Annotated in this window: 17 protein-coding genes; 10 read left to right on the top strand and 7 right to left on the bottom strand. The window is 38.2% G+C overall.

What is annotated here, in order from left to right:
* Positions 1-188: 188 nt before the first annotated feature.
* Complete coding sequence (locus HR057_RS14510; protein ID WP_173732169.1) at positions 189-380, bottom strand: hypothetical protein; 192 nt, start codon at positions 378-380, stop codon at positions 189-191.
* A gap of 89 nt (positions 381-469) precedes the next feature.
* Here HR057_RS14510 and HR057_RS17460 point away from each other — a divergent pair, with 89 nt between their 5' ends.
* The 6 genes from HR057_RS17460 to HR057_RS14535 all read left to right on the top strand — a co-directional run bounded on the left by HR057_RS17460 (position 470) and on the right by HR057_RS14535 (position 8,028).
* The gene (locus tag HR057_RS17460) at positions 470-691 is read left to right on the top strand and encodes a WYL domain-containing protein (RefSeq protein WP_456236880.1); all 222 of its coding nucleotides are present in this window, start codon (positions 470-472) and stop codon (positions 689-691) included.
* A gap of 390 nt (positions 692-1,081) precedes the next feature.
* Positions 1,082-1,780 (top strand): response regulator transcription factor, encoded by a 699-nt coding sequence (locus HR057_RS14515; RefSeq protein WP_173732170.1) that lies wholly within the window; start codon positions 1,082-1,084, stop codon positions 1,778-1,780.
* 61 nt (positions 1,781-1,841) lie between these two features.
* Positions 1,842-4,046 carry a sensor histidine kinase gene (locus HR057_RS14520; protein ID WP_173732171.1) on the top strand — a complete coding sequence of 735 codons (2,205 nt, stop codon included), beginning with the start codon at positions 1,842-1,844 and terminating at the stop codon, positions 4,044-4,046.
* A gap of 268 nt (positions 4,047-4,314) precedes the next feature.
* On the top strand, positions 4,315-5,079 hold the full coding sequence (locus tag HR057_RS14525; protein WP_374724198.1) for a threonine/serine exporter family protein: 765 nt from the start codon (positions 4,315-4,317) through the stop codon (positions 5,077-5,079).
* A gap of 318 nt (positions 5,080-5,397) precedes the next feature.
* Positions 5,398-5,832, top strand: a complete 435-nt coding sequence (locus HR057_RS14530; protein WP_173732172.1) for a threonine/serine exporter family protein — start codon at positions 5,398-5,400, stop codon at positions 5,830-5,832.
* 306 nt (positions 5,833-6,138) lie between these two features.
* Positions 6,139-8,028, top strand: coding sequence for an LTA synthase family protein (locus HR057_RS14535; RefSeq protein WP_329955894.1), 1,890 nt, complete (start codon positions 6,139-6,141; stop codon positions 8,026-8,028).
* 351 nt (positions 8,029-8,379) lie between these two features.
* Here the strand turns inward: HR057_RS14535 and HR057_RS14540 are convergent, their stop codons facing one another.
* Positions 8,380-8,718, bottom strand: a complete 339-nt coding sequence (locus HR057_RS14540; RefSeq protein ID WP_173732173.1) for a DUF2680 domain-containing protein — start codon at positions 8,716-8,718, stop codon at positions 8,380-8,382.
* Between the two features lie 158 nt (positions 8,719-8,876).
* On the opposite strand from HR057_RS14540, the gene HR057_RS14545 reads away from it, so the two are divergent.
* Entirely contained in the window at positions 8,877-9,245 is a 369-nt protein-coding gene (locus HR057_RS14545) for a DUF423 domain-containing protein (protein WP_173732174.1), read from the top strand.
* A gap of 543 nt (positions 9,246-9,788) precedes the next feature.
* Here HR057_RS14545 and gerQ read toward each other — a convergent pair.
* The 3 genes from gerQ to hemQ form a co-directional block, all read right to left on the bottom strand.
* Complete coding sequence (gene gerQ, locus HR057_RS14550) at positions 9,789-10,250, bottom strand: spore coat protein GerQ (protein ID WP_173732175.1); 462 nt, start codon at positions 10,248-10,250, stop codon at positions 9,789-9,791.
* Positions 10,251-10,283: 33 nt separating this feature from the next.
* Positions 10,284-10,709: a cell wall hydrolase gene (locus tag HR057_RS14555; protein ID WP_173732176.1), complete on the bottom strand. Its 426-nt coding sequence runs from the start codon at positions 10,707-10,709 to the stop codon at positions 10,284-10,286.
* A 1,118-nt stretch (positions 10,710-11,827) separates the two neighbouring features.
* Positions 11,828-12,571: a hydrogen peroxide-dependent heme synthase gene (gene hemQ / locus HR057_RS14560; protein WP_173732177.1), complete on the bottom strand. Its 744-nt coding sequence runs from the start codon at positions 12,569-12,571 to the stop codon at positions 11,828-11,830.
* A gap of 373 nt (positions 12,572-12,944) precedes the next feature.
* Here hemQ and pta point away from each other — a divergent pair, with 373 nt between their 5' ends.
* The gene (pta, locus tag HR057_RS14565) at positions 12,945-13,916 is read left to right on the top strand and encodes a phosphate acetyltransferase (RefSeq protein ID WP_173732178.1); all 972 of its coding nucleotides are present in this window, start codon (positions 12,945-12,947) and stop codon (positions 13,914-13,916) included.
* Between the two features lie 735 nt (positions 13,917-14,651).
* Here pta and HR057_RS14570 read toward each other — a convergent pair.
* Together HR057_RS14570 and HR057_RS14575 are read right to left on the bottom strand one after the other, a co-directional pair.
* Positions 14,652-15,497, bottom strand: a complete 846-nt coding sequence (locus HR057_RS14570) for a lipoate--protein ligase family protein (RefSeq protein ID WP_173732179.1) — start codon at positions 15,495-15,497, stop codon at positions 14,652-14,654.
* Between the two features lie 119 nt (positions 15,498-15,616).
* Entirely contained in the window at positions 15,617-16,303 is a 687-nt protein-coding gene (locus HR057_RS14575; RefSeq protein ID WP_173732180.1) for an RsfA family transcriptional regulator, read from the bottom strand.
* Positions 16,304-17,140: 837 nt separating this feature from the next.
* Here HR057_RS14575 and HR057_RS14580 point away from each other — a divergent pair.
* Together HR057_RS14580 and HR057_RS14585 are read left to right on the top strand one after the other, a co-directional pair.
* On the top strand, positions 17,141-17,371 hold the full coding sequence (locus tag HR057_RS14580) for a DUF1450 domain-containing protein (protein ID WP_173732181.1): 231 nt from the start codon (positions 17,141-17,143) through the stop codon (positions 17,369-17,371).
* Between the two features lie 418 nt (positions 17,372-17,789).
* Positions 17,790-19,082 carry an HD domain-containing protein gene (locus HR057_RS14585; RefSeq protein WP_173732182.1) on the top strand — a complete coding sequence of 431 codons (1,293 nt, stop codon included), beginning with the start codon at positions 17,790-17,792 and terminating at the stop codon, positions 19,080-19,082.
* The last annotated feature ends 3 nt before the right edge of the window (positions 19,083-19,085 follow it).

Consider the following 19,085-nt stretch of genomic DNA (forward strand, 5'->3'; position numbering starts at 1 on the left):
TGCGGTAGGATTTAATAAGAAAATCACAATTTATTGTGTCCATTATCTTGACAGAGCATCATTTTGCATAAATTATTTTTTATTTTATCTATGCCTTAATATGCCTTTAGGAGCAATCTTGTATTGCGCTGCGGTTAACTCCTGCTTTTTTCACCACCTGAATTGTAATTAGAACTTTGTGTGAATATTTAAAGATCATAATCAAAATATCCACTATCAATTTGTTCTTTGATCTCTTCGATATACATTTTTAATTCTTTCGTAAGTTCATCTTTTTCAAGTTCATCCATTGTAAACTCAATGATTTGACTGTTATTGAAATCCATAACATGAACAAGCCGTTGACCGGCAAATAATTTTGTATATAGTACTTTGTACATCGTTAGCCTCCTTTTTGCGAACATATATTCTTTTTAATATTGATATTAAAACACATGTTCGGTTATAATGTAAATAGGGAGGCGAAAATATGTTTGCGTATTTAAAATCACATATTGAAAGTAAAGCTCCTGTTGAAATGATTTACCAATCTTCAAATGGAACGATTACACATCGAATCATTACCATATATGAAATAAGCGACAAATACATCAAAGCCTATTGTCATCTGAGAAAGAAATTCCGCATATTTAGGCGGGATAATATTTTATCAATATATCCATACAAACAATTAAGAAAATATATAAGTTAGGAGATAAAATGAACGATTTTATACGAAATGGGTGGGTGGATAGGTAATCCTTAACTAGGATTTTAACACCCGCCCGGTATTATTGTTGTACCCCAATGTACCCCAATTTAAAATCACTTGTACCCCATTTTTCCCACCAAAAGTAATGTAAAAAATAATGAACGCTTTTGAGTGAAATAGGTAAAATACGTGCTTTTTCCTACAACGCCAAAATGAAAATACATAAAAATAACTGAAAATCTTAAGAAAATCTTAAGTTTTATCATCAGTGAATATTAAGATTTGCCAGTTACAATAACAATTGTTCAGAACAGATGTAGATCTCCCGCTGTGTCCATGTCCAAAACATTTTTCAAAACGTTATAATTTGGGAAAGGAGTGTGATAAAAAATGAACAATTATAACGTACTTGTCGTTGATGATGAAAAAGAAATTCGTGATGCGATTGAGATATATTTGAGAAATGAAGGAATTACCGTTATTAAAGCAAAAGATGGGATTGAAGCGTTGGAAAAGTTAATGGAACATGATATTCATCTCATCATTTTAGATATTATGATGCCGCGGCTTGATGGTATTGCAGCAACGTTTAAGATTCGTGAGCAGAAAAACATTCCAATCATTATGCTGAGTGCAAAAAGTGAAGATACCGATAAAATTCTTGGCTTGCAAGTTGGTGCAGATGATTATGTAACGAAGCCGTTTAATCCGCTTGAGCTTATTGCCCGGGTAAAGTCACAGCTGAGGCGTTATGTTATGTTGGGGACGTATGAAGGAGCAAGAGGTGACCAGCTTGTTCATTTAAACGGCTTGACCCTTGACAGGTCTGCGAAAGAATTGACTGTGAATGGTGAACCGGTGAAACTGACACCAATTGAATATAAAATTGTTGAGCTACTCATGACCAATGCTGGAAGGGTTTTTTCAATTCAGGAAATTTATGAGCGGGTTTGGAAAGAGCCGGGATATAATGCTGAAAATACAGTGGCTGTTCATATTCGCAAAATTAGGGAGAAAATTGAAATCGATCCGAAAAATCCCCGCTATTTAAAAGTTGTATGGGGAATTGGCTATAAGATGGAAAAGTAAAGAGAGATGTTCTGTGCTTTATTTTAAGCGTAATTGAAACAAAGAAGGAGGTTTGAAGTCATTGTCTAAAAAATGGAAAAGAAGAGCAGCCGTTATAGCTTGGGTGCTTCTATTAACCTATGGATTAAGCGGGCTGTTTATTGGTCTTTCCAAAGCAAGTTATTTTATCAACAAAGATTATTTTCAAACGGATCCGTTTAATCATACATTAGATGACTTCATTAATAAATTATGGGTGTTTGAATTAAGTAAGATTACAAAAGAGGATGCAAAGAAAGAGATTACCGTGACAAAGGATGAAATTGATGAGCACCGCTATCGGTACGGAAATTTAAACGAACAAATTACAAGTATCAAAGAGCAATATGAAGGAAAAATTCAAGATGCATTGGAAGCAAAAAACGAAGAAGTTGCTAATATTTATAAGGCAGAACGGGATGCAAAAATTGAAGATATTACAAAAAACTTCACGAGCGATGACCATGTTCGTCAAAAAATAATAAAGGAAAAAGAAGCAGAAATTGATCAATATTTTGAAGAAATGGAACAATATCGTCGCGAGTTTCTTGATCTTAAAAATACATTTCAGTATTATTTGCGAAATGTAGAGACTGGTGAAATTTTTACAAATATTGAAGGTTCACCGGAACAAGTGTTTACAAGTAAACAGATGGCTTTTATTAAAACTTATAAAGAATTATCTACTGCGGATCGCTATCAGCATTTTGGCGAATTTAATGAGGCTGTAGAGCGGTTTTACAATAAAAACGCTGCTGTTTTTACAGGGCAAATTGCAGTTCCAAAAGCAGCACCAGAATCAAATACAGTATTGCAAGAGTATTACGATTTTAAACAAGACCAAATCATCTATTATATTTATACTTTAGTGGGAATTGCTGCCTTAGTTTTGAGCATCTATTTATATAAAAAGACAGAGGTTGTCCGTGTTTTCCAACCGGAACTCGATCAAATAGCAGTCTCCTATAATAGGGTTCCCATTGATGTAAAATTTGCTGTCTTTTTCATAACAGTTTGTATAGCCATTGCTGTTCTAGATGATAGTTGGTTCCTTTTTGGCTATCCGGAAAATATATATAGTTTTGCAGAAGGAGTAATTTATCATTTCTTCTGGACCACTTTGTCGGTAGCTTGTGTACTTTTGCAAGCGAAACTGCTTGTTGAGCGATATAAAGTTCATGGACAGTTTAAAGAGGATTTATCCAAAGCGATGGTCTGGAGGATCATTGATGCGGTAAAAAGCGCATTTTTAAACCGGCGGGTTGGCACACAAGTAATTATTATTTTGGCGATTGTTTTTGCTTTTGGCATGGGTTTTGCGGCTGGTTTCGTTGAGCCGATCTTTTTCGTTGTTTATTTTTTCGCTTTTCTTTTCGTTGGTTTTCCGCTTTTTATATGGCTTATGAAGCGAATCGGTTATTTTAATCGGATTGTTAAACATACGAGCGAGTTAGCTGCAGGAAATTTTGAGCAGGATTTGCCGGTTAAAGGGAAATCGGTTTTGGCCAATTTTGCGAGAAATATTAATGAGTTAAAGTATGGTGTAAAGGCATCGCAGAGAGAGAGAGCGAAAAGTGAACGGCTGAAAACAGAGCTCATTACAAATGTCAGCCATGACCTTCGAACACCGCTTACTTCGATTATTACGTATACAGAGCTGTTAAAAACGCCGGATTTGAGCGAAGATGAGCGTAATTCCTATATTGAAATCATCGACCGAAAGTCGAAGCGGCTAAAAGTGTTGATTGATGATTTGTTTGAAGCATCGAAAATGGCGAGCGGCAATATTGAGCTTTTAAAAGAAAAAGTAGATGTGGCTCAATTGTTGCAGCAAGCATTAGCCGAATATGATGAAAAAATCAATGAATCAACGCTGCAATTTAGGGTTACAGGTTTAGAAACGCCGGTGTATGCGGTTGTTGATGGACAAAAAATGTGGCGAGTATTTGATAATTTGATTGGCAATATTTTGAAATACTCCCTTGAGCATACCCGCGTTTATATAGATTTGAAGCGCAAGGATAATAAGGTAATCATTGAATTTAAAAATATTGCAAAATATGAGCTTGGCTGTGACGTTGACGAGCTATTTGAACGGTTTAAGCGCGGGGATGCGTCGCGGCAAACGGAAGGTTCCGGGCTTGGCCTTGCGATTGCAAAATCGATTGTTGACCTCCATGGTGGCGAGCTTACTATTGTAGTTGATGGTGATTTGTTTAAGGTAACTGTCGTTTTGGATGCGAGTTAAATTGATTTGAGCTTGTAGGGTTTGGTAATAGATTTTAGGGAACTTTTTAAAAATGGAAAAATCAAACTGTGAAAATGATATTTTTGCCTCTCAAGGAATTAGTGTTAGACTAAAAGCTTGAGAGGTTTTTTATTTTTTTCTTGTGACGATGAGTTTTTAGTGCTGTTTACTTTTGCTAGGATTCACTTTTAAATTTTTTTGCAAAAGAATAAAATGATGCTAAATAGAAACCGGATAGATTTCATTTCGGGTAGGAGAGATTTGTTCAATGGATATGAAAACGATGACGGAACCTTCATTAGAAGAGGTTGTAGATGTCTGTATGCTAGCAGGGAAAATCATGCTGCAAAACGGTGCGGAGACATACCGGGTTGAGGATACGATGATGCGGATTGCCGCTTCATACAACTATTTGGAACCTCATAGTTATGTAACGCCTACTGGTATTATTTTTACCGTTGACCAAATGGAGGCACCTCGATTTATCCGCATTACGGAACGGTCAACTGATTTAGAGAAGGTGGCCAAGGTCAATAGTGTTTCAAGAAAAATCAGCAGCGGGGAATTAACGATTGACGAAGCCTATGAACAATTGCTGCAAATTGAAGCAACAAAACATGCTTATTCCATATGGTGGCAAGTTGCAGCAGCGGCGATTGCTTCTGGCTGCTTTTTAATCATGTTTAAAGGAGAATGGCGCGATTTCTTCCCAGCATTATTAACTGGTGGAATTGGATTTATTTTTTTCATTTACTTGAGCCGCATGGTCGATATTAAATTTTTTGCGGAATTTATATCATCTTTTGTAATTGGGTTTATTGCCGTTATTTTTGTGAAAAGCGGGATTGGTCATGAACTTGACAAAATTATCATTGGTTCGGTGATGCCGCTTGTGCCAGGGTTATTAATTACAAATGCTGTCCGGGACTTGATGGCGGGACACTTATTATCAGGTCTCTCCAAAGGGGCTGAAGCATTCCTAACAGCTTTTGCGATCGGCTCTGGGGTTGCTGTCATTATCTCATTTTATTAATGACTGAGAGTGGGCGTTTGAGAGTGCCATTTGATGGTGCCAGACCCCTCTGGCGTACCGTCTGTGGCACCGTCTGCGGTGAGGTGCCAGACCCCTCTGGTGTACCGACTGCGGCACCGTCTGCGGTGAGGTGCCAGACCCCTCTGGCGTACCGACTGCGGCACCGTCTAGGGTGAGGTGTCAGACCCCTCTGGTGTACCGACTGTGGCACCGTCTAGGGTGAGGTGCCAGACCCCTCTGGTGTACCGTCTGTGGCACCGTCTGCGGAAGGGGTAGACCCTTTAAAGACCATTTAACAAATATGGAAAGGATTTTTTTATGTTTATGATTGAGCAGCTTGTTACGAGTTTTATTGCTACGGCGGCTTTTGGGATTATTTTTAATGTGCCGAAGAATGCATTGTTGAAATGCGGTTTTGTAGGTATGTTTGGGTGGATGGTTTATATGGTTCTCGTTAATATTCTTGAAATTGATATGATGTTGGCAACTTCGGTGGCATCAATTTTAATTGCCATTATGAGCCAGACGTTTGCTAAAATTTACAAAATGCCAATTATTGTATTTAATGTTTCTGGAATTATTCCGTTAGTCCCTGGGGGATTGGCGTATGATGCGATGCGTCATTTTGTCGTCAATGATTATAGTACAGCCGTTCAATTAGCTGCTAAAGCGTTTATGATTTCAGGTTCGATTGCCATTGGCCTTGTGTTTTCGGAAGTGATCAATCAAATGATTAGGCGTTCGAGAATTTAAATTCGAACGCCTTTTTTAACGATTTACTACTTACCACCCTTATAGTCTGAATGAATTGGCCAATATCCCTAATATTTAAACTTCCATTGGATCCCAAAAAACTACAGTCTGTTTGAAAATTGATGAAGTAGTGAAGAAACTTGCCGATTTTTGATGAAATTTGTAAAGCTTGTATTCATTTATGGTAAAAAATTTTATAATAAAAAAGGAAAACAGTTGATTTTAATGGGAAAAACCGGTTGAAAACTTGTAAAAAGTTTAAAAGATTGTTTAAAAACTAAGATAAAGTTAAAGGATGATAAAAAAGTGGCGGAGCGTAAAAAAGAAGGAAAAAGCAGTGTTGTTATTAAAATAGCCAAAATTTTGTATACGTTATTGTTTGTGGCTATTGCTGCTGGCATTTTATTAATCGTAATGGAAACTTTCATTCGTGGTGATTTTCTGGAGGCAAAAAAATGGATGGAAGAACATTATAACCCATTCATATTAAACTACTTGATTTTTATTGTCTTCTTTCTATTATTTTTAGGCCTCTTTAATGACCTATTATTTAGCACTTTTGCTTTTTCGCTGTTTATTTTATTGTTAAGTTTTATTAATCGTTATAAATATATGTTTTTAGGAGAAAACCTCTATCCATGGGACATATTGCTTTATCAGCAGATGTTTAATTTATTTCCCGAGCTGATTAAGGAAGTTGATCAACAGAAGCTGATTTTGGCAAGTATTACTTTTGTTGTTATTATGGCAGCACTTATTTTTATTAAGAAAAAAATAACATTTGCCGTTTTCCGGCTCGACCTCTTAAAACGTTTAGTTCTTATTGTTTTAAGTGTTGGGTTGATCATTTCCTTCTTTGCATTCAGATCAACGCCTTTAAAACATTTGTTTCAAACTTTGCAAATTACGCATATAAACTGGAATCAAGATTCGAACTACCGGATTAACGGGTTTATGCTAAGTTTTGTATTAAATACGGAGAGCACAATCGTATTCCCGCCGCAAGGGTATGGGAAGGCAAATATTTTACAAACTGTGGGTGATCTTGAAGAGCGGCTGCCTCAAGAAAAGCCCGCTAACCAATTGGAACAAAAACCGAATATTATTTTTATTATGAATGAATCTTTTTGGGATCCAACACAATTGCAATCAGTGACATTTAGCAAAGATCCAATGCCGACGGTTCGGCAAAATCAAATTGGTTGGCTCTTGTCACCGCAGTTTGGAGGCGGTACAGCCAACATTGAGTTTGAGGCATTAACGGGCTTTAGCGTATCATTTTTACCAACAGGATCAATCGCTTATCAGCAATTTATCGGCCGCCCAACTCCATCATTGGCGACGGTATTAACAAAACAAGGGTATGAAGCGACTGCGATCCATCCGTATTACGACTGGTTTTGGAATCGAAAAAATGTATATAAACATATTGGGTTCCATAAATTTGTTAGCTTAGATGATTTTGAAAAAAATAAAGCTGAATATCGCGGACCTTACATTGCTGATCTAGAAGTAACTAAAGAAATTATCAAAACAACGGAAGCAACGGAAAAGCCAGATTTTATTTATGCCGTGACGATGCAAAATCATGGTCCTTATGAAAAAGGACGTTATGGAAATGTAAGAGTGAATATTGAAAGCAGCCAGTTATCAGAAGAAGCGCGGGGAAGTTTAGAAACTTTTACGCAAGGTGTTTATGATGCGGATCAGGCTCTAGCTGAGCTTATGGAATACTATGAAAAATCAGAGGAACCGACGATCATTGTTTTTTATGGAGACCATCTTCCATTTTTAGGGGCAGACTATTTAACGTATAAAGAAGCAGGTTTTGTTGATGGCGAGTGGTCGCTTGATGAATACCGGAAAATGAGAACGACGCCATTAGTTGTTTGGAACAATTTTTCCGAAGATATACCAAGCCTTCCAGAAACGATTAGCCCATCATTTTTGGCGCCGTACGTTCTTGATTTAGCAGGAATTGAAAAACCGCTTTATTATCGTTTTTTGGAAGAGTTTAGCCATCAAATGCCAGGATTTACAACATCCGTGAAAAGCGATGGAAGCGGTGAACTGCATAAATCGACGCCAGAGAACGTCAAGCCTCTTGAAGATACGTATTTGCGCTTGCAATATGACTTGCTATTTGGAAAGCAGTATAGTATGGATGCGCTTTTTGAAGGGATGAAATTGGAATAAAATGACCTGAAGATGTGGTAAAAAGTGATCCATTCGCGTCTTTCTAGCATGTAAAAATCTTTAAATATGATGAAGTGTCGGAGGACTTTTGCCAAAAAGTTAAAAAAAGTTAAATAGGATTTTGATAGTTCGTTGATTAGTCTCCACTTGAATTAAGTGGAGGTTTTTTATGAGCCCACCAATCTTCGAGCGATTCTTTTCATTCAAATTTTTCATGGACAAACAAAAAAAGGATTAATCCCTTGATGTTTTATCGAGCAAGAAAGAGGGATTAATCCTCCGATGGCCTTATTGTATTTTGCAATGCTATTACGCAGAAAATTTCTTGATGGTCCTCATACTAGACATTTTTTAATCTTGGTCACCATCGTCATCGCATTTGCATTTGGACTTGTATGGCATTTTCATCATGCCGTCTTTTTTCATTTTTTCAGCTTTTTGGCGCAATTTTTCTTTTATTTTTTCACCTTTTTCTTTTGAAATGACGCCAAATTCAACGTGTTTATCAATCATCTCAAATTTCTTTTGGAGAATTTCATCATGGAGCTTGGAGAGCTCTTCTTGCTGCTCTTTTGTTAGTTCGACTTTCACCTCCCCAGATTTTTGAGAAGAGTCAGTTTGCGCCCAAACAGGCAATGCGAGCGCCATTGTTAAAAAGAGTGCTAAGAATAGAGAAGAAAGTTTTTTCATTGGTTGACCTCCTATACAAAAGTTTCATTGTTAATATGTGACAGATTAAAATATTTTATCCATTGTTTTAAAAAGTGGGGGCTCCATTATATTGGCGATTTTTTGGGCAATTCGTTATCATAAAGGTAAAGTTTAGAAAGAAAAGGTGAAATAGGTTTATGCGAATGTTTTTATTTTTGGGGGCAATTAATGGATTTTTAGCAGTTGCCTTAGGTGCTTTTGGCGCACACGGACTGGAAGGAAAGCTGACAGAGAGAATGATGGATGTGTGGGAAAAAGCGGTCGATTATCAAATGTTTCATTCAGTTGGCTTGTTCGTCACTGCGTTTGCTGCCAATCTATGGCGTGATTCCAAACTTGTGAAATGGGCCGGCATTATGATGTTGATCGGCATTATTCTTTTCTCCGGAAGCTTGTATGCTTTAAGTACGTCAGGAATTACGGTGCTAGGGTTTATTACACCGTTTGGCGGCGTGTCATTTTTGGTAGGCTGGGCGTTGCTTGGGCTGGCTGCTTTGAGAAACTAATGAAAATCTGATTGTGAGAAAAATATGCAGATAAGATTTGAGTGCTAAATTGATAAAAAATATGAGTTATCTTGGAAGGCGCCTTCGATTAAGAATGGCGCCTTCTTTTTATATCGATATTTTCGGGAACAAAAAAAGCTATGCACATGAATAGCACGCTTAAAAATTAGAGTTTAAAAATACGGTTCAAGTTGATGTTTACGCTATGGAAAAAAGTGGTTGAAAAAAGAATAAACCGTCGTGTTTCTAGGATGGAAAAGTGCTTGTAACACAGAGTTATAAAAATAAAAAATAGGATGTCCATAGAGTGGAAATCCCATCAAATAATATTATAAAGGGTGTTTAAAATGACAGATTGAAGCATTGGTAAGGGGCTTTCAGAGTTAATCATTCGATCATTCTGGTGCCCCGTTTTTCACAATGTGGTTAGGTATCATTTTCAAAAAAGTATGCGATATAAAGCAGTAAGTATGGACTTGGGGATCGTACTAGTTTTATTTTGCAATACAATTATGCTGCCTTATGAGTTTGCAGCAGATTATATTATCTAGGGCTAAATGAGGCAAGACCTGGCATGCCTGAAGCAAATGGATATTCATAATTAATTTCTTCATCAAATGTTACATAATCAACGTAAATCATTGGAATTAAATAGCGGGTGCCAGTTTGTTGATCGCTTAAAATCAGATGGTCTCTGCCCGCAGCTTCAATAGCGCCTTTGAAAATTTTTGCGTTCCATTCTTTATTGTTTTCAAACGTAGCATAAACTGTTGCAATTTTTCCTTTGTTTAAACGCAAAATATTTTCAATGTATGATTCTTCAATTGGCAGCATTCCCGGAATTTGAGGCGCAGTAGGTGTGGTAGGTACGCTAGGAGCAGTAGGTGTTTGTGGTATGCCAACTCCTGGGAAAAAGCCGCCGGATACTGTTGGAACTTGAACTTGTTGTTGGAACCCAAATTGTGGATATTGACCATATGGACTTGTTTGGAATTTTTTTGCCATTTCACATTCCTCCCTGAGATGATAGACATTTTTTTAAAAATAAATTTGTGGACAGTCACTTTGAGACGGTGCATAAAAACAATGAGATTTATAACGGCCTGCATTCCATTGATTAAACCATTGTGCTGGACAGGCGCCACTTGGCTTGAAGAACCAAAGACAATAAGATGCCGGATGGTATTTCCAGCCTCTGATAACTTGACGGGCTAAATTAATGTCCGATTCTCTTGCCCGCTGATAGAAATAAGGTTTATCAACGGCCTCGAAACCGCCGGGCTTTTGAAACACCATGCTTCTTAAAGAACGAATCCCTTTAAAATCAAGACAATTGCCGATAACACGGTTAACTCCCACATTGCCGACCATTAACATACCAAGTTTTCCATCGCCTTCTGCTTCTGCTCTCATCAATCTTGCAAGAAGTCTTAAATCTTCAGTTGTATGGGCAACAACAGCCATTTTCTCACCTCACAAAAGCGATTACCTTAATAACATATTGTAAGAGGTGAAAATGGTGACTAGTTTTTTGCTATTTATTGGGTTTTTATATTGAGATGCATACGTGTGAACCGATATTTCACGGCAGTCTTTTCGCCGTTTTTATACATTTAGATAATATGTGTCAGTTGGGGGTGTTATGATAAAAAATTAATGCTAGATAAGCTTGTACATTTTAAGTTTTGGGGAATTTAGTGAAAGGAGGTTTTTGGAAAATTAAGTGAGAGACCGAGAGACCTTTTTGCTTAGAGTTTGGGAGAGAAATTTTAGGTGGTGATAAATTGAATCCGGACCGGAGAGATTTAAGTATTTTAGATTTTAAGTTTTTTGACTGGCTAAAGTAGTTGTATGAAGCAAATAGTGAAGCAGTAATCAATGGCTTTATAGAGGACAAATTTCAATGAGAAATTAGGAAAAGAAAAATGCCTTGGGAAGCGCCAAGGATTTATTAATGACAAATTTCAATGAGAAATTAGGAAAAGAAAAACGCCTTGGGAAGCGCCAAGGATTTTATAGAGAACAATATTCAATGAAAAATCGGGAAAAGAAAAACGCCCCTGTGAAGCGCTAGGATTTATAGATGACAAAATTCAATGAGAAATTGGGAAAATAAAAATACCCTAGGGAGGGCCCGGGCTTTATAGAGAATAATATTCAATGAAAAATCGGGAAAAGAAAAACGCCCCTGTGAAGCGCTAGGATTTATAGATGACAAAATTCAATGAGAAATTAGGAAAAAAAAAAACGCCCTTGGGAAGCGCCAAGGATTTATAGATGACAAAATTCAATGAGAAATTAGGAAAAAAAACGCCCTTGGGAAGCGCCAAGGATTTTATAGAGAACAATATTCAATGAAAAATCGTGAAAAAGAAAAACGATCCCTGGGAAACAACAGGGATGTATAGATCAATGAAAAAGGGGAGGCCTCAATTTGAAATTCAACAAATAGGCCAGCCCCTAATGAACTATATATTTAATAACCAATGTGAAAGTTCAACTTTTGATGTAGGCCAAGAATTTATCAGTGATGTAATGCCCTAAATGAAAACATGCATATTATGAAATAATCCTTTAATGCACTAAATACTTAAAAACTTTGGAATAGCTTCTTCAGTTAAAATATTGCCGACGAAGAATGAACCGAATTCGCCGTAACGTGCACTTACTTCGTCAAATCTCATTTCATACACAAGTTTTTTGAATTGAAGGACATCGTCTGCAAATAAAGTAACGCCCCATTCCCAATCGTCAAAACCAACCGAACCAGTAACAATTTGTTTTACTTTTCCTGCATATTGACGACCGATCATGCCGTGAGAACGCATCATTCTGCTTCGCTCTTCCATAGGAAGCATATACCAGTTATCATTGCCTTGGCGGCGTTTATTCATTGGATAGAAGCAAATATGTTTTGTTTTAGGAAGGATTGGGTATAAACGCGCCAAAATTTCAGGATTTTGATATGGATCTTGATCCGCTGGCAAATAGTTGCTCAATTCAACAACAGAAACATATGAATAAGAAGGGATTAAAAACTCTGCAAATTTTGTTTTATTGAATTCTGTTTCAAGCTCATTTAGTTCTTCCATTGTAGGGCGTAAAATCATTAACAAAAAGTCTGCTTTTTGGCCAACGATTGTGTACAACGCATGGCTTCCTTGTTTAGCTTCCTCTGTTTGTTTTAATTTGTTGAGGAAATTTTGAAATTCAGCGATCGCTTCGTTCCGTTCATCACTTGAAAGAGTTTTCCAAGCTGCCCAATCAACAGTGCGGAAATCATGCAAAGTATACCAACCATCTAACGTTTTCACTGGTTCACTCATTAAAAACACTCCCTCTTTCTTTAATTCCTCTTTGAACAGTTTGTCCATAATCATTAACTACTATAGCAATAGTTTACTTTAGAAGAAAGTTATAGGTTTGAAAAAGTTGTAAAAAATTGTTGAACTCAAGTTCAAAAGATGAAAAAAGCTATTTATGAATTCCGCAATTTTTTTATATTTAGAAAAAAAGAACTTCTTTAAGGAAGCGCTTCCGAAGGTTTGTGCCCATTTTCAAGAGCGATTGAAAGGTATATTGTAATAGTAAGAGGGAAAGTTTCCGGTTACGACGACCCTTCGGTGGTTTTATCCGGATATGGCAATAATAAGGGGGAAAAGTTGTTATATTTAAATTTTGCTTGTGGAGGTTTTTTCTTTGAGCGATTTGTTTTCGATTGTAAAAGAAAAGGTGAGAAATCAAAATAAGTCGATTGTTTTCCCGGAAGGTTTGGATGAACGGATTTTAACAGCAGTTGGACGGCTTGCTTCTGAGGAAATATTAAAACCAATTTTGATCGGTGCGAAAAAGGAAATTTTACAGAAAGCAGCCTCTCTCAATGTTTCGTTGGAAAATGTAGAAATCATTGATCCGGCTTCTTATGACGAGTTTGATGAGCTTGTGAGTGCATTTGTAGAACGCCGCAAAGGAAAAGTGACGGAGGAAGAAGCAAGAGAAATTTTAAAAGATGAAAACTATTTTGGAACGATGCTTGTTTATATGAAAAAAGCGGATGGTCTTGTCAGCGGTGCTGCCCATTCGACAGCTGACACTGTTCGTCCGGCACTGCAAATTATTAAAACAAAATCTGGCATTCGGAAAACTTCAGGGATGTTTGTCATGTGTCGCGGGGAAGAACGTTACATTTTTGCTGACTGTGCTATCAATGTGGCCCCTGACAGCCAGGATTTAGCGGAAATAGCTATCGTGAGTGCTGAATCTGCAAAACTTTTCGATGTGGAACCACGTGTGGCTATGCTTAGCTTTTCTACGAAAGGGTCAGCGGTGACACCTGAAACTGAAAAAGTGGCTGAAGCTGTGAAAATTGCAAAAGAAAGACAGCCTGATTTGTTGATTGACGGAGAATTACAATTTGATGCCGCATTCGTACCATCTGTTGCTGCCAAAAAAGCACCAAATTCTGTCATTCAAGGGAATGCAAAAGTATTCGTATTTCCAACATTAGACGCTGGTAATATCGGTTATAAAATTACTCAACGGCTTGGCGGCTTTGAAGCCATTGGACCAATTTTGCAAGGCTTAAACCAACCGGTGAACGATCTATCTCGTGGCTGCAACGCTGAAGATGTTTACAAACTTGCGTTAATTACAGCACTACAAGCGCTGTAAAGAATTTATGATTTAGAAAGGGAACAAATTGAATCTAGGGATCAGAGGGCACAAGCGGTAGGGCTTGTGCCCTTTTTTGCATCTCCAGCCCCATCTGGGTTGTGGTTCCAGACCCCTCTGGTGTACTGTCTCTGGCGCCGTCTGGGTTAGGGTGTCAGCCCCTTCTGATGTACCGTCTGTGGCACTATCTTCGGTGTGGTTCCAGCTCCAACTGGTGTACTGTCTCAGGCACCGTCTGTGGTAGGGTGTCAGACCCCTCTGGTGCACCATCTCCGGCCCCGTCTGCTGTGTAGTGTCAGCCCCCACTGGAGCACCATCTCCGGCCCCGTCTGCGGAGTGGTGTCAGCCCCTTCTGATGTACCGTCTGTGGCACTATCTTCGGTGTGGTTCCAGCTCCCTCTGGAGCACCATCTCCGGCCCCGTCTGCTGTGTAGTGTCAGACCCCTCTGGTGCACCATCTCCGGCCCCATCTGCTGTGTAGTGTCAGCCCCCACTGGAGCACCATCTCAGGCCCCGTCTGCGGAGTGGTGTCAGCCCCTTCTGATGTACCGTCTGTGGCACTATCTTCGGTGTGGTTCCAGCTCCCTCTGGAGCACCATCTCCGGCCCCGTCTGCGGAGTGGTGTCAGACCCTTCTGGTGCACCGTCTCCGGCACCATCTGCGGTACAGTCCCTAATTTTGCTGGAGGTGGGTTGAAGCTTTCACTCCATATCATTTATAGCAACTTATTTCAATCTACATAAAATTTCGTTTTAATAAACGTTCGTAATGGTAATGAAATAATTCCTGTTCGTATTCATTTAAAGAGGTCGATGGTCTGATTGGTGTTCTAGGTTCACCAATATTTTGCAGTGCTTCAAGCAAGTAGTTCTTCATCTGATTGGTTGTAATGTCCGTATGGAGCAATTCTGATAAAGAAGCCATTGTAGCCGGAATAATTTTCGGATAGGAGAATTTAGTGTTAATCCCTTGTAATGCCCGTTCGTAAAATTCCTTTATGATTTCTGCCCTCTTACTGCCGCTTGCAGCAACACATAAATATATTTGTACCGCAACACCGCCGCGAAGCCGACGTTGGGAAATTCCTGCAAATTTTTTATTATCAATACTTAAATCAAAACTTCCCGGGCAATAAGACCCAACAATTTCCCTCGCTTCAATGGGCACATGAAACCCGCCTGTGCGCATTGTTAGTTGAACGAGCTGCCACATCGCTTCATATCCGCGATTAATCTCAATTCCTTTTCCTTCAGGCCAAATGAGGGAAACGTTTAAAATTTCTTCATCCAATATAACTGCAAGGCCACCTGAATTCCGAATAATTGTCTGGAATCCGAGTTGTTCAAGAAAATGAATTCCTTCGTCTAAATAAGGCAACCTTCCATCTTGAATTCCTAATACAACGGTCGGTTTATGGACCCATACGCGTACAACTGGAGCAGATTTTCCAGCACCTACCGATGTACAAAATGTATCGTCATATGCAAAAGATTGAAGTGCGCTAAATTCGAGGCCAAGACGGGAGTGGTCAACAAAACGCCATTCCTTTTGCTCTAAAAGTGGATGGATTTCCGTTGTCATATCTTATCTCCTTATAAAAGTTACGATTTCTCCCGCAATTATAACATTTTGTATCTTTCAATATAAAAAAATACGGTTGTCTCCCAGTAGTTTTTCCTAGGAGACAACCTTTTTCGAAGTTATTTTGCTAAGCGCTCAAGATTTCCGTTTTTATCCATAATGAATGTATTTGTTGGTTTATCCTCATCTTCAAATAAAACCATTTTACGAGCACGATCCATAATTTTAACAAGCGCTTGATAGTCTTCCTGAATAGTTTGGAATTCTTTTTCTGTCTCTTCAAGCTGTTTTTTTAGTTGGGCAATTTCTTCAGACAACGCTTTATTTTCTGTTTTTAATCTATCATTCTGTTGCTGTAAGCTTGTAGATTGTTGACCGTTATTTTTTAAGTTTGTTAAAAATAAAATCACATCGTCCAAGGTCATTTCTCTCGTTTGAGGACTTACACTGTTTCCAATGGTTTGTCCAATGGATTCTCCTTGTTGCCCCTCACTATCAACCAATAGTTCTGTTGGTGTATCAAATGAAAATGTTGGTGGTGGAGGGGTGTAAAGCGGTCTTGTTTTTTCCCCTAAGATTCTTTGTCTTTGCTTTCGTTGTTTTTTGGCTAATTCAATTGCTTTTTTGTAACCTTGTCGGACTACAGCGTTCCAACGGAATCCACATGCTGCAGATGTCCGATTTAGTTTATCACCCACTTCCTCAAAAGCGTTTAATTGCGTACTTCCCTCTCGAATATGGCGTAAGACTGTTTCCGCTAACAGCAAATCATCTTCTTCAGACCATGCATCTTGTCTTTGAGTCATTCAGTAACACTCCTTTTTTATTTTTCTAGTAAAAGTAGAATCATTCATTCAAATTAGAATTTTCGTTAGTCTAAGGATGGACAAATCGAGAAAAATTTATACATATTTTAGAAGGATAATAGAAATTTTATTTTTACGGGGGAGAGGCTGAAGGCATACGATCCGCATTGGCGGTTTCCGATTACATGGACCGTATCTTGGTACGTATGGTTTTTTGATTTGTGGATCTTATGATCTTTTGCATTGCTTTGTTCGCTGAATTTTAACTTTGTAAAATGCGAAAAACTTAGATTGTAAAAAAAGAAGCAACTAAAGAATTAGCAGGAGTTTTTTTAGAGGTAGGTAAGAAAGGTTGGGTGGAAGTTTTACGGGAGAAACGATGAAAGGTTAGGTTAGTTTTACGAAGTCGTACAAACGAATAGTTCGGTGAGAGTTTTACGAAGAAGAACTAAAATAGGCCGGACAGGATATAAGAGCTCGGTGAGTGTTTTGAAAGATAGGCTAAGAGGGCTCATGGGCAGCATTTTAAAGGCTTAGTGGGAGTTTATGGAAGTAATGTTAAGAAACGATCAGCAATTATGAAAGGTCAAGTAGGAGGTTTAAGAAAGATAAGCAATCGAAGGGGGGAGATGTTAAAAACGATGGTAATTGAAAAGCTGGTGTGTGTCGAATCATTGATGCCTATAGTTGAAAGTGGTAAAATATCATTTGTTTAAAAGCGAAATTTGCAGGATTTCTGCATGGTTTATTGTGATAAAATGTACATTTAAACGTTTCAATAGATTCAAGATAGGGGAAAAGGCTGGGTATTGTTTCAAAGAAAGGTAGGTGGTTATGATGTCAAAAAATAATGAATTTCGAGTTTGTGACGATTGCCAAGGTACAAATTTAAAAACATTGTTGCCAAGGCTAAAAAAATTAGATCCAGATGCGGAAATTGTGATTGGCTGTCAATCTTATTGCGGTCCAGGTAGGAAAAAGTCATTTGCCTTTTTAAATAATCGTCCAATTTCAGCACCAACGGAAGATGAGTTAATAAGCAAACTAGAAAAGAAACTAAAAAAATAGTAGGTAGGCATTTTTTGATAAGTAAATACACCATCGGTTGCCAAAAAAAAAGCGGAAGAACCTTCTTTCAAACGAAAAGAGGGTTTTTTTTATTTGGGTGCCAAATCTCACTGGGAACACGTCTACGGAGCGGTGTCAGACCCCTCTGATGCACCATCTCCGGCACCATCTACGGAGCGGTGCCAGACCCCTCTGGTGTACCATCTCCGGCACCGTCTGGTGTAGGGTGCCAGACCCCTCTGGTGTACCGTCTCCGGCACCTTTTACGAATTTTGACTCGTTAAGAGGTTTTTTGTAGAAGAAATAGAATGTATAATGAAAAATAGTAAATTGATTGTAAAAGATACTTGTTGTATTTGTTCGGAAGTTTCTTGTGCAATGAGCTGCAATGGATAATGGATTGAAGGGAGCTCCTTTAATGGCATATGAAAACGAACAACTTCACGAAGAAAAAGTTTTTAAAGACCCCGTGCATCGGTATGTGCATGTTCGGGATAAATTAATTTGGGATTTGATTGGGACTGCTGAGTTTCAAAGGCTAAGGAGAATCCGCCAGCTTGGTACGACATTTTTTACCTTTCATGGTGCTGAGCATAGCCGTTTCAACCATTCGCTTGGCGTTTATGAGATTATTAGGCGAATCATTGAAATTTTTCAAGGTCGCGAGCATTGGGATAATTCTGAACGGCTCTTGTGTCTTTCAGCAGCTTTATTGCATGACGTTGGTCATGGTCCGTTCTCTCATTCATTTGAAAAGGTTTTTAATCTTGATCATGAAAAATGGACACGTGAGATTATTACCGGTGATACCGAAATTAATCAAGTGTTAAGAAGAGTAAATGACGAATTTCCGCAAAAAGTTGCAGAAGTTATTGCAAAAACTTATGAAAACAAACTGGTTGTCAGCATGATCTCCAGTCAAATTGATGCTGACCGTATGGATTATTTGCAGCGTGATGCTTTTTATACGGGCGTGAGCTATGGTCATTTTGACATGGAGCGAATCTTGCGCGTCATGCGGCCAACAGAAGATATGGTTGTTATTAAAAAAAGCGGGATGCATGCCGTTGAAGATTACATTATGAGCCGTTACCAAATGTATTGGCAAGTTTATTTTCATCCAGTCACACGGAGCGCAGAGGTTATTCTTACAAAAATTCTTCACCGTGCAAAAAAACTATTTGAACAAGGTTATAAATTCCAAATTGAACCCACCCATTTTTATTCATTGTTTAATGGAGATATTAGCTTAAAAGATTATTTGGCGCTTGATGAATCGGTTATGTTGTTCTTTTTCCAAAATTGGATGCATGAAGAAGATAAAATTTTAAAAGACTTGTGCAGGCGCTTTATCAATCGAAATCTTTTTAAATATATAGAGTTTAATCCAAATTCAAGCTATAAACAGCTAGTAGAATTAATTCAGCTCTTTAAAGAGGCTGGAATTGATACAGACTATTATTTAGAAGTTGACTCTTCCTCTGATCTCCCTTACGATTTTTATCGGCTTGGAGAAGAAGGGGAACGTATGCCGATTAATTTATTAATGCCAAACGGTGAACTGCGTGAACTTTCAAGAGAGTCTGAGATTGTTGAAGCTATTGCCGGTAAAAAAAGAACAGATCATAAGCTTTATTATCCACAAGATTTTGTCGACAATCTGCCAGAGGGTGCAGTAAAGAAGAGAATAAAAGAAATTTTGCAAGGATAGGAG

It is taken from the genome of Calidifontibacillus erzurumensis (assembly GCF_013303125.1).
Classification (GTDB): domain Bacteria; phylum Bacillota; class Bacilli; order Bacillales; family Bacillaceae_J; genus Calidifontibacillus; species Calidifontibacillus erzurumensis.

What these genes read in the sequence shown, in the direction of transcription:
- HR057_RS14510 (WP_173732169.1), bottom strand. Translation starts at nt 380, where the DNA reads ATGTACAAAGTACTATATACAAAATTATTTGCCGGTCAACGGCTTGTT.
- HR057_RS17460 (WP_456236880.1), top strand. Translation starts at nt 470, where the DNA reads ATGTTTGCGTATTTAAAATCACATATTGAAAGTAAAGCTCCTGTTGAA.
- HR057_RS14515 (WP_173732170.1), top strand. Translation starts at nt 1,082, where the DNA reads ATGAACAATTATAACGTACTTGTCGTTGATGATGAAAAAGAAATTCGT.
- HR057_RS14525 (WP_374724198.1), top strand. Translation starts at nt 4,315, where the DNA reads ATGGATATGAAAACGATGACGGAACCTTCATTAGAAGAGGTTGTAGAT.
- HR057_RS14530 (WP_173732172.1), top strand. Translation starts at nt 5,398, where the DNA reads ATGTTTATGATTGAGCAGCTTGTTACGAGTTTTATTGCTACGGCGGCT.
- HR057_RS14540 (WP_173732173.1), bottom strand. Translation starts at nt 8,718, where the DNA reads ATGAAAAAACTTTCTTCTCTATTCTTAGCACTCTTTTTAACAATGGCG.
- HR057_RS14545 (WP_173732174.1), top strand. Translation starts at nt 8,877, where the DNA reads ATGCGAATGTTTTTATTTTTGGGGGCAATTAATGGATTTTTAGCAGTT.
- gerQ (WP_173732175.1), bottom strand. Translation starts at nt 10,250, where the DNA reads ATGGCAAAAAAATTCCAAACAAGTCCATATGGTCAATATCCACAATTT.
- HR057_RS14555 (WP_173732176.1), bottom strand. Translation starts at nt 10,709, where the DNA reads ATGGCTGTTGTTGCCCATACAACTGAAGATTTAAGACTTCTTGCAAGA.
- hemQ (WP_173732177.1), bottom strand. Translation starts at nt 12,571, where the DNA reads ATGAGTGAACCAGTGAAAACGTTAGATGGTTGGTATACTTTGCATGAT.
- HR057_RS14570 (WP_173732179.1), bottom strand. Translation starts at nt 15,497, where the DNA reads ATGACAACGGAAATCCATCCACTTTTAGAGCAAAAGGAATGGCGTTTT.
- HR057_RS14575 (WP_173732180.1), bottom strand. Translation starts at nt 16,303, where the DNA reads ATGACTCAAAGACAAGATGCATGGTCTGAAGAAGATGATTTGCTGTTA.
- HR057_RS14580 (WP_173732181.1), top strand. Translation starts at nt 17,141, where the DNA reads ATGTCAAAAAATAATGAATTTCGAGTTTGTGACGATTGCCAAGGTACA.
- HR057_RS14585 (WP_173732182.1), top strand. Translation starts at nt 17,790, where the DNA reads ATGGCATATGAAAACGAACAACTTCACGAAGAAAAAGTTTTTAAAGAC.